General features: G+C 60.4%; 10 protein-coding genes. 3 read left to right on the top strand and 7 right to left on the bottom strand.

The annotated features are described in order from the left end of the window. Nucleotides 1-133 precede the first annotated feature (133 nt). The 6 genes from HW554_RS19525 to HW554_RS19500 form a co-directional block, all read right to left on the bottom strand. Nucleotides 134-586 (bottom strand): immunity 26/phosphotriesterase HocA family protein, encoded by a 453-nt coding sequence (locus HW554_RS19525; protein ID WP_176910214.1) that lies wholly within the window; start codon nt 584-586, stop codon nt 134-136. Between the two features lie 105 nt (nt 587-691). Beyond that, nucleotides 692-1,804 (bottom strand): hypothetical protein, encoded by a 1,113-nt coding sequence (locus HW554_RS19520; RefSeq protein WP_176910213.1) that lies wholly within the window; start codon nt 1,802-1,804, stop codon nt 692-694. Next, nucleotides 1,801-2,436, bottom strand: coding sequence for an ABC transporter ATP-binding protein (locus HW554_RS19515; RefSeq protein ID WP_176910212.1), 636 nt, complete (start codon nt 2,434-2,436; stop codon nt 1,801-1,803). The genes HW554_RS19520 and HW554_RS19515 overlap by 4 nt, the downstream gene beginning before the upstream one ends. A gap of 217 nt (nt 2,437-2,653) precedes the next feature. Beyond that, nucleotides 2,654-5,014, bottom strand: a complete 2,361-nt coding sequence (locus HW554_RS19510; RefSeq protein WP_176910211.1) for an FtsX-like permease family protein — start codon at nt 5,012-5,014, stop codon at nt 2,654-2,656. Nucleotides 5,015-5,035: 21 nt separating this feature from the next. After that, nucleotides 5,036-5,719 (bottom strand): ABC transporter ATP-binding protein, encoded by a 684-nt coding sequence (locus tag HW554_RS19505; RefSeq protein ID WP_176910210.1) that lies wholly within the window; start codon nt 5,717-5,719, stop codon nt 5,036-5,038. Between the two features lie 39 nt (nt 5,720-5,758). Continuing rightward, entirely contained in the window at nt 5,759-7,018 is a 1,260-nt protein-coding gene (locus tag HW554_RS19500) for an efflux RND transporter periplasmic adaptor subunit (RefSeq protein ID WP_176910209.1), read from the bottom strand. A gap of 471 nt (nt 7,019-7,489) precedes the next feature. Between HW554_RS19500 and HW554_RS19495 the strand changes: the two genes are divergently transcribed. From HW554_RS19495 to HW554_RS19485, 3 genes are all read left to right on the top strand, one after another. Next, nucleotides 7,490-8,467, top strand: a complete 978-nt coding sequence (locus tag HW554_RS19495; protein ID WP_176910208.1) for a S41 family peptidase — start codon at nt 7,490-7,492, stop codon at nt 8,465-8,467. A gap of 76 nt (nt 8,468-8,543) precedes the next feature. Next, nucleotides 8,544-9,914, top strand: coding sequence for a sigma-54-dependent transcriptional regulator (locus tag HW554_RS19490; RefSeq protein ID WP_176910207.1), 1,371 nt, complete (start codon nt 8,544-8,546; stop codon nt 9,912-9,914). A gap of 10 nt (nt 9,915-9,924) precedes the next feature. Further along, nucleotides 9,925-11,259: a sensor histidine kinase gene (locus HW554_RS19485; RefSeq protein WP_317170914.1), complete on the top strand. Its 1,335-nt coding sequence runs from the start codon at nt 9,925-9,927 to the stop codon at nt 11,257-11,259. Between the two features lie 76 nt (nt 11,260-11,335). On the opposite strand, the gene HW554_RS19480 is transcribed toward HW554_RS19485, so the two are convergent. Next, complete coding sequence (locus HW554_RS19480) at nt 11,336-12,307, bottom strand: tetratricopeptide repeat protein (protein ID WP_176910205.1); 972 nt, start codon at nt 12,305-12,307, stop codon at nt 11,336-11,338. Nucleotides 12,308-12,603: the final 296 nt, after the last annotated feature.

Genomic DNA, 12,603 nt, shown 5'->3' with positions numbered 1-12,603 from the left:
AGTAGCTTCCTCTGCCTATGCTTTTGACTTCAGCGAAACGGTCGTGCCTTGAACGCGGCAATTCAGTTGAAGGAGGGTAACATGAGTACACCAAGACTAAGGTGGCATAGCATTACCCGATCCAATGTTGCGTTTACCTCATGCGCAACTGTATTACCCATTCGTTAGGCTGGCCTTTGTAATGATCGGATAGCCGCGATTCCACATGCTCCGGCTCCCAGACCGCTACCCGCTCAAGTCCGACACACGCTTCTCGGGTAGCGGGCCGGATAACCCCGTTATCGTACACTTTGAAGCGCGTTTCATCCAAAGCATCTTGGATGAATTTTAGTGGGAGTGTTTGCAGCGTTGGCTCCAGTGGCAGGCGGCCTATCTTTTGCCACCGCCCTTGCGTCACGGCGTCGCTGTACACGGCGACAATAAACAGAATGGGCTTCGCCACCAGGTCAGCAAGTACCACCGGTTCTCCGTCGTTCACATAGTCGTAAAAGGCAAAGCTGGCCTCTCCCAAAATACGCCCGTACGCTTTTTTGCCCGCTTCTAGCGGAATCTCGACGATGGCTCCTACGGTTCGTTGCTGGCGCATAGACGTGATAAAAGTTTAGCGGGCTAAGTTCAGCCAAAGGGTCGGAATAGAAATACGAGCCCAATTGCAAACGCGGTACGCTCTTTTTTAGGGTGCTGCTGACATTCACCGGTATCTGTATAGCAGTAGCCCGGCAGCCAGGGCACTGCCAAGGGCCAGTAGACCGGTCAGCGCAAATAAGTTGGCCAAGAGCAAGAAAAGAAACAGCCCAACCACGATGCGCAAGTAGGAAGTCATGTGTTGGCCCGTCCAGTAGAGTAAGGTGCGCAGGAGCAAGGTGACGCTCAGCAGCAAACCGGCAGCCGTTAGGCCGGTGCGAAAGCCGCCCGCCGCCAGCAGCCACACCAGTTCGGGCAGTAACAGGACACCATACAGCAGTACTTGCTGGCCGTACGCCTGTCCCCGCCCGTATGGCAGGTTGCGCACGAAGGGCAGATAAAATAACTCGAACTCACTGGCTTGGAAAATTAGGATGACGTGCCCGACCGCGCAGCAGAGTGCTATCATGCCCGCTAACCGAACATCGGTGCGCGAGTCCGAGAAGGCCAGCAGCAGCAACGCAATACTCGCCGCTGAGGCTCCCTTAGTAATGAAATAGGTGACGCGCTTTGTAGCGATGATTTCGTACAAAAACAGGCTAAATACTGGTTTAGGCCAGTTGCGCGCCCAGGTGAGTCCCGCCCGCTTGTCCGGCTTGACCACCGTGTCGTTGAGCAGTCGCGTGTAGTAAGCAGCGCCGGTTACCGTGAGCAGCAACAGGTAGACGGGCAGGAGCAGGGGAACCAGCCAGTGGTGAAAAATAACGCCGATGACCATGGCGTATAGGCACAGCACCACCACCGGCAACAAGATAACTCCTTGGACCACTGCCCACGACGTTACCTGCTGTCGCCACGGCAAGGCATTGCTGCTGTAGGCCAGAAACTGCACGTCTACGCTTTTCAACCGGCCGGCCACGTAGTTCCAACTCTTAAGGCTGTAGACAAAGCAGACGCCGAGTAGCGCGGCCACGCCGATGGGCTCGCTTACCGACAGGAGGACCAGCCGAAAGCCGTTCTCGAGAATTTGCGCCTCCGTCAGGTGGTTTTGGCTGGGCACCCGGGTCCAGAAGAAGTTAACGAACACCACCAGGAACAGGGAAATCAGCCAGCCCGTATGCTCTTGGTAAAAGCCTCTGGCCACGACTTTGAGTAAGACGCGAGTCAGGGGGTTTTTCATTCGGGGTAGTGCAAGGTTGCGTGTTCGATGAGCAATTGTTGCATGGCAGGCAGCGAACCCGCCGCAAAGGCCTGATGGGAGGACAGCAGGAAACTCGTGCCCTGCTGGGCTTGCTGACGGGCCATCCACGAACACAGCACCGGAATGGCCGCCGCGTCCAGGGTGGTCAGCGGCTCGTCGAGCACGATGCAGGTTGGCTGGCCGAGAAAAGCCAGCACCAGGGACAGCTTCTTGAGCATCCCACTCGAATAGGAGCCGACTGGTTCGTGCACGTAGGAGGTCATGTGCAAGCCTTCCAAATAGAAGTCCTCTTGGTGGGGTGGGCCGTTCTTGGCTGCCCGGAACAAGTGAATCAGTTCGCGGCCAGTCAGAAACTCGGGAAACAAGGGCTCGGCTTCGGCAAAGTTGACGAGGCGGCGGTAGGCCACCGCCTGCTTCTTAACGCTCAACTGCCCTGCCAGCAGAATATCTCCCTCAAAAGGAGTTACGCCGGCAATCGCTCTGAGCAGGGTGCTCTTTCCCGAACCATTGGCCCCCTGAATCCAGGAGGTACCGGGTGAGAAGGCAAAGGAATCGATGCGCAACACCGCCCGTCCCCGATAGGACTTACTAAAATTGTGGAGTTGTAGCATTCAACAGCGGAAAAAAGATAGCCACCGCAAGGTCGTCATCCCTGCCCGCAACAAACCAACGGCCAGCAAGCCGACTGTTTAACTTTTGGACCAAACTTGCAATCAAGACCAAAAATATTCTATTTCAGCGCCTTTTATGCTTTATAAACGGTCAACTATAAAAAGCGATAAGAGCTGCCCAGCCTACTCAAATTACCGTTTCCAATCTAGTTGCCGCTCACTCAGCCCGCAGGCTCAGCACGGGGTTGCGGCGGGCGGCTCGCCAGGCTTGCACGCTTACCGTGAGCCATGCGATGAGCAGGGCCCCCATGCCAGCGGCCGCGAAGTACCACCACTGCCACGCCACGCGGTAGGCAAAACCCTCCAGCCACCGCTGCATCAGCAGGTAACTCAGGGGCAGCGCCAGCGCGATGGCCACGACCACCAGCCAGGTCAGGCTGCTGGTCAACAGCCACACAATACTCAGCACGCTTGCGCCCAGGGCCTTGCGGATGCCAATTTCCTTGCGCCGCCGCTCGGCCGTGAAGGCCGCCAAGCCCAGCAGGCCCAGGGCGGAAATGAGGATGGCCAGCCCGGCGAAGTAGCGGGCGAGCACGGCCACCCGCCGCTCGGCCGCGTACTGGGCCTGGTAGTCGGTATCCAGAAACGTGTAGTCGAGCGTGAAGCCGGGGTTGTAGGCGGCATACAGCTGCTGGAGCCGCGTTAGCGTGGCCTGCTCCGCGCCCGGCTGGAGCTTCACGAGCACCGTGTTCACCTGAGGGTCGAGTTGGAGAACAAGGGGTTTGATTTTTTCATGCAGCGACTCGTAGTGAAAGTCGCCGACCACGCCCACGATGCGGGCGCCGTCGAGCTGTTGACCCACGGGGTCGGGCATTCCCAGACCGGCCACCAAGGCCTGGTTGACGAGGATGGCGGCACTGTCGGCGCGGTACTGCGGCGCAAAGCTTCTGCCGGCGACCAAGCGCAGGCCCATCGTTTCCACCAGGTTATAATTGACCAGCATCGTGGCTACGGGCAGGCGCTTACCCCGCCAGCTCCTCTCGGCCACGTAGCGCCCGCCCAGGAAGCCGCCTAGGACGCTGGACGCCTGCACGACACCAGGCAGTTGCTTCACCTCGGCCAGAAAGGCCGCCTGCTCGCGCGCCGCCTTGCCGCCGGTATCGAAGCGCAGCACGTGGGCTTTGTCGTAGCCCAGCGGCTGGCGCTGCACAAACGCCAGCTGCGCGTTGACGACCACCACGGCCACGATGAACAGCACCGAGAGCGTGAACTGCAGCACGACCAGGCCCTGCCGCGTCCATACCTCACCGGCCCGGGTCGGCAGCTTGCCTTTGAGTACGGCCGCCGGCTGGAACCCCGACAGGTAGAAGGCGGGGTAGCTGCCCGCCAGCAGCCCCGTGCCCAGCGCCAGGGCCAGGCCAGCTGCCACCAGCGGCCATTCCCAGCGCAGGGCCAGCGGCTTACCCGTCAGTTCGCTGAACTGCGGCAGCACGAGCTGCACCAGCCCCACGGCCACGACCAGGGCCAGCAGGGCCATCACCACGGATTCGGTCAGGTATTGTCCTATCAGCGAAGCGCGGCTCGCCCCCAGGGCCTTGCGAATACCCACTTCCTTGACCCGCCGCGAGGCCTTGGCGGTGAACAGGTTCATGAAGTTGATGCTGGCAATCACTAGAATGAGCCCGGCAATCAGCGCGAAAAGTCGCACGTAGGTGATGCGCCCCCCGGTGGCGACGCCGTTTTCGTAGGTGCCGTGCAGGTAGCCCGCCGCGAACGGCCGCACGAACAGCGTGCGCGCCTGGGTCTGGGTCTGCGCGCTTTTGGTCTTCAGCAACCCTGCCAGCTTGGCTTGAAACTGCGCGGGGTCGGCCCCCTGCTTCAAGGCCAGGTAGGTGGTGAAAGGGCCGTCGTCATCCCACTGGATGGCTTGGCTCATCTGCATGCGGTCTTTGAACGAGGCAAACGGCAGCACGAAGTCAAACTGCTCGGACGAGTTGCGCGGCACCCCGGCAAACACCCCGGCCACCAGGCTGGTCTGCGTGCTATCGGCGGCCAGTTGCCATTGCACGGCCTTGCCCAGGCTGCGCTGCGGCGACCCAAAGAGCTTGGTGGCCAGGGCTTCGGAGAGGACGATGGCGTGTTTATCCCGCAGCACCGTGGCGGGGGTGCCTACCAGCAGCGGGTAGGAAAACAGCTGGAAGAAGGCCGGGTCCGCGTATTTGGGGACAGCGGTGAGCTGCCGCCCGCCCACCGCCAGCGTGAATGCGGGGAAGAACGGAACCGGCGTGGTGGTGGCCACGAACTCAATCTCCGGCATTTCCCGCCGCAGGGCCTCGGCCAGCAGCGGCACGGTGCCGGTCTGCGTCTCGATGCCGGCGGCGGTGCGGCGGTTTTCCAGCACCTGGTAGAGCCGGCCGTCCATGGCGTGGTAGCGGTCAAAGCTACGCTCGTCGCTTATCCACAGGTAGATGAGCAGCGCGCCGGCCAGGCCAGTGGAGAGGCCAATCAGGTTGATAAGGAACGGGCTTTTGAACCGCTTGAAGTTGCGGTAAATAAGCAGCAAGGGGTATGGAAGCATGGCCGCAGGAAGAGGAATCGGTTAGAACTGGGGGCGGCTGTGTTCCAGCACCACCTGCCCGTCGAGCAGGCGGATGACGCGCCGGGCGTAGCGGGCGTCGTGCTCGGAGTGCGTGACCATGAGCACGGTGGTGCCCGCCTCGTTGAGCTCGGTCAGCAGGCCCAGCACGTCGTGGCCGCTGGCCGAGTCGAGGTTGCCAGTGGGCTCGTCGCAGAGCAGCAGCGGCGGGGCATTCACCACGGCGCGGGCCACGGCCACGCGCTGCTGCTGCCCGCCCGAGAGCTGCAGCGGAAAGTGGTTGCGCCGGTGCAGCAGCTGCAGTTTCTCCAGCACCTGCTCCACCCGCTGCCGCCGCTCGGCGGCCCCCACGCCGAGGTAGCGCAGCGGCAGCTCCACGTTCTCGAACACCGTGAGCTCATCAATAAGGTTAAAGCTCTGAAACACGAAGCCCAGGCTGCGCTTGCGCAGCTCGGCCCGCTGCCGCTCGGAGTAGCGGCTGGTTTCGGTGCCCAGCAGTTGCAGGCTGCCGCCGTCGGGCTCGTCGAGCAAACCCAGCAGGTTGAGCAGCGTCGATTTGCCGCAGCCCGAGGGTCCCATGATGGCCACGAACTCCCCCTGCTCCACGCTCAGCGAGACGTGGTTGAGCGCCTTGGTTTGCACTTCATCCGTGCGGTACACCTTCTCCAGGTTTTCGGTCTTAATCATGCGTGTTCGTCATTTAGGGCTAAGCCGAGAGTAAAGTACTTATGGCTGGCGGTTGTCGAGTACCAGCTCCTGCTGGTCGGCGTAGCCTTCATAGCTGGACGTCACGACTTGGTCGCCGGGTTGCAGGCCGGCCAGCACCTCGTAGTAATCGGGGTTCTGCCGGCCCAGCCGGATAGCTACCCGTTGGGCCCGGCTGCCATCGGCCGCCAGCTTGAACGCCCAGTTGCCCACGGTTTGCTGGTAAAAGCCGCCCTTGGGCAGCAGCACTGCTGGCGCTTTCGCGCTCAGCGCCAGCCGGATGGGCAAGGTCTGGCCCCGCCGCAGGCCCGGCGGGGACGCGCCGGTGAAGGCCAGGTCAATTTGCAGGCCTTTGGCCACCTGGGCGAAGATTTTGGTCACCCGCAAGGCATACGCCTGGCCCTCAATTATCACTTCGCCCGCCTGACCGGTTTCGATGCGGGCAATGTAAAACTCGTCCACCGTGGCGTGTAGTTTCACGCCTACCAACGCGTCAATCTGGCCCAGGCGCTGGCCCCGGGTCTTGGCCTCGCCCACTTCCGCAGCCAGCGAACTGAGCCGCCCGCCCACCGGGGCCCGCAGCAGCAGGTCGTCCAGTTTGCGCCGCATCAGGGCCAGGTTGCTGCTCATGCGTTGCACCGATTCCTGCATCGTGCCCAGCTGCTGCTGCATGGCGATGGAGTCCTGGCGCAGGGTCTGCTGGGTGAGCTGGCGCCGGCGCCGCTGGTAGTGGTAGGCATTCTGGCTTTGCAGGTAATCCTGCCGCGCAATCACCTGCTGGTCGTAGAGCGCCTGGTTGGTGTCAAACACCCGCTTTGCCTCGGCCAGTTGGAAGTCGATTTCTGCTAGCTGATTTTGACGCAGGATGCGGATTTGCAGCAGCTGATTGCGGGTGTTGCGCAAGTTGTTCATCAGCTCGTACACGGCCGTTTCGCGGTTCACCATTTCCAGTTGCAGGTCGGGGTTAGCCAGCCGCAGCAACGGCTGGCCCGCCGTCAGGGTCGAGCCTTCTTCTACTAGTACCTGCTGCACCGTGCCGGCCTCCGCCGCGTCCAGGTACACGGTACGCAGGGGCTGCACCACCCCATCGATGGCCGTGAATTCCTGGAAATTACCCTGCGTGACGGGACTAATGGTCAGTCGGCTGGCTGCGACGTGCAGCCGCTGGCCCGGCCGGGGCCAGTACATAACGGCCAATCCCGTGGCCGCCAGCACCAGGGCCCCTAACCACCACCAGCGAGTGATAAACGACCATTTTTTCTTCGGTATCAGGACATCCATTCGGTTCGGCGCGGGCAATAACAGGAAGAAGCTATTGCCCAAGAGTGCCAAGAAAGGTGCCTTTATCACAAACTATTGCAAATCAATAGCATGATCAGATAATCTGATAACTACCTGTGGCCGGGTGTCCGGTATTGATACAGTCGACCGTTCGGTTCTGATACAGTTTAAATCGGTTGACGGGCGGAAAACGGTCTAGCCAAGTGAGAGCCAGTGTTTTTGGAAGCCTGCACGATTTATGAGGTCCTCTCAGAAAACGGAAAGTAGCGCACGTTGCGGGCTAAAAGGGGCTGCCAGGGCGAGGTGTCGAGTCAAAGCCTCCAACTCGGAGGTTTTGCCCTGGCTGTTTAACAATATCCAACTTTGGGAAAAAAGATGGATTTCGGCCGCCATCGTCTCGCTGGTAAAATGCAGAGTTTTTTTTAGAATGAGCTTCGCATATTGAGCGTTGTTGTACTATGCCACGCAAACATGAGGGTCAAGCTCTGCCTTTTATTCTTCGTCTTTGCCTCTTACAGTTTTGCCTCTTGTAGTGCAGAACGCAAGCCCCCCTCGCCCGCTGTGCAGGAATATTTGGAGGAAGTAGTCCGTATTATGCAAGCCAATTTCGTTCATCGGGCGACCATAAACTGGGTAGCGTTCAAGCAGAATATGCTAGCGCAAGCAAGCGGCGCCCAAACAATTGAGCAGGCCTATCCAGCGGTTGAGTTTGCCATCGGAGCCTTGGGCGATAAGCACACCCAGTTTTATAGTGCCCGCCCGGTGAAGGGCCCCGAAAAACTCCCTGCTAAGCAGCCCCCGCTATACCCCGACGAGCCGGTTGCTGAAGACATCGGCTACATCCGAATTCCCTGGGTTGTCGGCAGCAAGGAACAGCTGGACGCGTATATAACTCAAGTGCAAGCCCATATCAAGGCGCGGGATAAGCCAGCATTAAAAGGCTGGATTGTGGATTTGAGAGGGAATATGGGCGGGAATATGTGGCCGATGCTCGTGGGGGCAGGGCCGATTTTGGGAGAAGATACGCTCGGCTATTGTATAGACGCGAATAACACCAAAACCGCGTGGCGATACGAAAAAGGCAAGGCATTCGCGGACGGCGACATACAGGCAGAAACCGCCACTTATTATACGCTGAAGTCTGCCAACCCGGTAGTGGCCGTGCTGACCGATACGCTAACGGCCAGTTCGGGCGAGGCTGTTGCGGTCGCCTTCAAAGCCCGAAAACATACCCGAAGCTTTGGGGCGGTCACATGCGGGGTATCGACCAGCAGAAGCCGCTTTTACTTGTCCGATGGGTCCGTTCTCTTGCTGACAACTGAAGTATTCGCTGACCGCCGCTTGGTACGGTATGGCCACTCATTACCCCCCGACGAGTCACTCAGGCCAGCAGAAGTAGTGCCGCGAGCCATTCATTGGATTAGAGAAGAATACAAAGCGAAGAACTAAGTGGCCTAGTCTGGGGCCTGGGTTGGTACGGGGGCCAGATAACCCCGACTTTCGTGTTTTATCAAACTACTTTGTCATGAACCTCAAGCACGCCCGCATTCTGGTGGTAGACGACGAACCCGATGTGCTGTTCGCCCTCCGGCTGCTGCTCAAAACCGAGGTGCGGGAAGTGGTGACGGAGAAAAACCCGGAACGGCTGCTGTCCCTGCTTGGCCAGCAGCCCTTCGATGCCGTGCTGCTCGACATGAACTACCGCAGCGGCCAGACGACGGGCAACGAGGGCTTCTATTGGCTGGGCCGCATCCGCGAGCACGCTCCCACCACGGCCGTACTCCTGCTCACAGCCTACGGCGACGTGCGCACGGCGGTGCGGGCCCTCAAGGCCGGTGCCACCGACTTCCTGCTCAAACCCTGGCACAACGAACAGCTGCTGCATACGCTGGCCGCCGCCCTCCAAACTAAAACCGGCAGCACAAGCGGGAGCAGCTCGAAAAAACCAGTCGCGCCGACCGCGGCTACTGCTCTCCTTGGCGAGTCGGCCGCCATGCAGGAAGTGCGCGCTATCATCGAAAAGGTGGCCCCGACCGAGGCCAACGTACTGCTGCTGGGCGAGAACGGGACCGGCAAGGAGCTGGTCGCCAAAGCCCTGCACGAGCAGTCGCGCCGCGCCACCCGGCCCTTCGTGGCCGCCGACGTGGCCGCGCTCAGCGAAGGGTTGTTTGAAAGCGAGCTGTTCGGGCATATCAAGGGCGCGTTCACGGATGCCCAGGCCAGCCGCGTGGGCCGGTTTGAGGCGGCCAACGGGGGCACCTTGTTTCTAGATGAGATTGGCAATATTGGCCTGCCCCAACAAGCCAAACTGCTCACGGCCCTGCAAAACCGCCAGGTGGTGCCCGTGGGCAGCAACGTACCCGTACCGGTGGATATCCGGCTGCTGTCGGCGACCAACGCCCCGCTGCACGCGCTGGTCGCCCGCGGCACCTTTCGCCAGGACTTGATGTACCGCCTCAACACGGTCGAAATCACGCTGCCGCCCCTGCGCGAACGGGCCGACGACGTGCTTCTACTGGCCCGGCATTTCGCGCAGGTGTACGCCGCCCGCAACCGGCAACCGGTGCCGGAATTCAGCGCCGCTGCGCTGCGCAAACTTCAGGAGCACGCCTGGCCCGGCAACGTGCGGGAACTACAGCACGCCGTGGAGCGAGCCGTTATCCTGGGAGCCGGCCCCGTGCTGCTTCCGGCCGATTTCTCGTTGCGGAACCCCGAATCGGCGACGGCGGCGCCGGTTACGGCCATGGCGGAGCAGCCGCTGCCGTTGCTGGAAGTGGAAAAAAACACCATCCAGCAGGCCATTGCGCGCCATCAGGGCAACCTAACGAAAGCGGCCAAGGAGCTGGGTCTCACCCGCACTGCCCTCTATCGCCGGCTCGACAAGCATGCTATTTAACTGCTTGGACGTGCGCCTACTGGGGCGGTTGGTATTGTTGGTGGCCGCGTTGGCCGGGGGCGGGTACGCCGTGCAGCACTACGCCTACGGGCTGGCCCTGGGGGCCCTGGTGCTGCTGGTCGTGCTGGTGCTGGAGTTGGCCCGCTACCTGACGCGCGGCCAGCAGGCCCTGGCCGACTTTACCCTGGCTCTTAAGTACCGGGACTTTACGCGGCAGTACCCGGCGCAGTCCGGGCCTACGTCTCTACGGCCCTTGCACGAAGCCTTCAACCAGGTCAATGCCACGTTTCGGGCGTTGCGGGCCGAGCAGGAAGGGCAGTTTCAGTACCTGCAAACCATCCTGGTCTTGCTCGATACCGGCATCGTGTCCTACGACGCGGCCGGCACCGTGGGCTGGGTGAACGAAGCATTTAAGCAGACGCTGCACCTGCCGTACCTAAAAAATATCCAGGCGCTGCAATCCCGGCAGCCCGTGTTGTACGAGGCCATCTGCCGGGCGGTGCCCGGCCAGCCCGTAGTAGTCAAGCTGACGGTGGGCCCGCAAGCGGTGCAGCTGCTCGTGTCCGCCACCCGGTTTACGCTCCGGGGCGAAGCGTTTACCCTCCTGGCCTTCAAGAACGTGAGCCAGGCTCTGGCCGACACCGAAACGGCTGCCTGGCAGCAGTTGCTCCGGGTGATGACGCACGAAATCATGAACTCCGTCGCCCCCATTGCATCGCTGGCGGATTCGTTGGGCCACCACGTGCAACGCGCCCGGCAGCAGGAAGCCTCCACCGAATTGCTAGACGATGTAGGCACGGGCATTCGCATCATCCAGCAACGTAGCGAAGGGCTGCTGCGCTTCGCCCAGGTGTACCGGGACTTTAGCACCCTGGCCGCGCCGCAGCGCACGACCCTTTACGTGCAGGAATTGCTCCAAGCCACCCGGCAGCTACTGGCGAAGCAGCTGGCGGCGCAAGGCATTGAGCTTACCCTCAGCGTCCGGCCCGCATACCTCACCCTGCACGCCGACGGCCACCTGCTGGAACAGGTGCTCATCAATTTGGTGCTCAATGCGGCGCAGGCAGTTGCGCAAACGCCCCACCCGCGCATTAACCTGCGGGCCTGGTCCGATGAACAGCAGCGGGTAGTGGTGGAGGTGAAAGACAACGGGAGCGGTATTCCCGCCGATGTGCTGGAAAGCATCTTTATTCCCTTTTTCACCACCCACCCCAATGGCTCCGGGATTGGGCTAAGCCTGGCCAAGCAAATCATGCAACTGCACCAGGGTAGCATTCAGGTCCATTCCGTAGCGGGAGCCGGCAGTGCGTTTCAGCTGTGGTTTCCTTCGTCAATTCCCCTTTAGGGGATGTCTGATAAGTCAAGTTATGTTCATTAGAAAGGTCGTGCGCTAAACGCGCTCTGTTCACGCAAAGGAGCGTTTACCGGCAGGTACTTTTCATGAGGCGTTTGATATCCTTTTCCGCAGCCGGAGTGTAGCTCCATTCCAGGGCTTGCCGCAACGCCTCACACGCCCCACTGGAATTGTTGGTTTTTAGTTGGGCCTGCGCGAGAAGGTAGTAGAACTGGCCTTTGTCGCTAGAGGGCACGAGCGCCAGGCATTGTTTCAGGTCCGTAATGGCCGCCGCGTGGTTGCCGGCATCGGTGTTGGCCAAGGCCCGGTTGGCATAGGCGCTGATGTAGTGCCCGTTGATGCGAATAGCCTGCGTAAAATCAGCCACGGCCTTAGAATACTGCTTTTGCTCGTAGCGCAACCAGCCCCGGTTCAAGTAGGAAAGCGAATCCTGCGGGTTAAGCTGCACGGCACGGCTCAGGTACTGGCCGGCGCGGGCCGTATCCCTTTGCAGCAGGTACCAATAGCCGGTTCTACCATGAGCAAACGCATTGGTGGGGGCCAGTGCCAGCAGTTGTTCGTTCGTCGCAATGGCCCCGGGGTAGTCCCGTCGCAACGACTGGTTGTAGGCTTGGCTGGCGTAGTATTTCAGCAGTGCTTCGTTGCCTTTGTCGTGACGCTTGCCGAGCTGCATAAACCGTTCGGCTTCCTCTGTCTGGCCTTGTTGCCGCAGGTACGCACTGAAGCCGTAATACACATCAGCCGCCGTGGAATCGAGTAGCCAGGCTTGGTTGAAGCGCTTGATGGCCGTGGGCGCATGGTCAGTAGCCAAGTAGTGCCAACCGAAGTCGACATGAGCCTGCATGGCGGCTTGGGCAGTACCATACTTGCGTAGGCTCTGCGCAATGAACTGTTCGTCGGCTTCCAGTTGCGCCGCCGTCTTGTTCAGCCCGCCGTAGCGCGGCCGCTCGTTGATTCTATCTTTGGCCCGTAGGGCATCAGATTCGAGATACCTAGGATTTGAGTTGGTGGTACTCTGCGCCTTCGAAGCCAATTGCATCAACAGCAAAACGCTTACTAGTAGCCATGCTCGCATTCTGATAAAATTTAGATAAGCTCAAAAACTAACAACTTGCTAACTGCTGAGCTACGTGGTCGCACAACATTAGGAACGGAAAGACGACGCTAAGGCATGTTGCGCGGGCCAGATAACGTAGCACCGATGCATGGGCACAAGCAGTACACGCAAACGGTCCAACGAGCAAAACGAGGCTTTAACGTGCTTGGATAACGTGAAGTAACCGGACTAGCGTGGCGACGGGGTGTTCTACACAAGTCGTACAACCTACGCGCTAG

Source organism: Hymenobacter lapidiphilus (assembly GCF_013377885.1).
In the GTDB taxonomy this organism is placed as follows: Bacteria; Bacteroidota; Bacteroidia; order Cytophagales; family Hymenobacteraceae; genus Hymenobacter; species Hymenobacter lapidiphilus.
Note: the sequence above shows the minus strand (reverse complement) of the source record. Positions and strands in the feature narration are given on the sequence as shown.

Excerpts from the sequence above, each read along its gene's own strand:
- HW554_RS19525 (WP_176910214.1), bottom strand. The coding sequence starts at position 586 with ATGCGCCAGCAACGAACCGTAGGAGCCATCGTCGAGATTCCGCTAGAA.
- HW554_RS19520 (WP_176910213.1), bottom strand. The coding sequence starts at position 1,804 with ATGAAAAACCCCCTGACTCGCGTCTTACTCAAAGTCGTGGCCAGAGGC.
- HW554_RS19515 (WP_176910212.1), bottom strand. The coding sequence starts at position 2,436 with ATGCTACAACTCCACAATTTTAGTAAGTCCTATCGGGGACGGGCGGTG.
- HW554_RS19510 (WP_176910211.1), bottom strand. The coding sequence starts at position 5,014 with ATGCTTCCATACCCCTTGCTGCTTATTTACCGCAACTTCAAGCGGTTC.
- HW554_RS19505 (WP_176910210.1), bottom strand. The coding sequence starts at position 5,719 with ATGATTAAGACCGAAAACCTGGAGAAGGTGTACCGCACGGATGAAGTG.
- HW554_RS19500 (WP_176910209.1), bottom strand. The coding sequence starts at position 7,018 with ATGGATGTCCTGATACCGAAGAAAAAATGGTCGTTTATCACTCGCTGG.
- HW554_RS19495 (WP_176910208.1), top strand. The coding sequence starts at position 7,490 with ATGAGGGTCAAGCTCTGCCTTTTATTCTTCGTCTTTGCCTCTTACAGT.
- HW554_RS19490 (WP_176910207.1), top strand. The coding sequence starts at position 8,544 with ATGAACCTCAAGCACGCCCGCATTCTGGTGGTAGACGACGAACCCGAT.
- HW554_RS19480 (WP_176910205.1), bottom strand. The coding sequence starts at position 12,307 with ATGCAATTGGCTTCGAAGGCGCAGAGTACCACCAACTCAAATCCTAGG.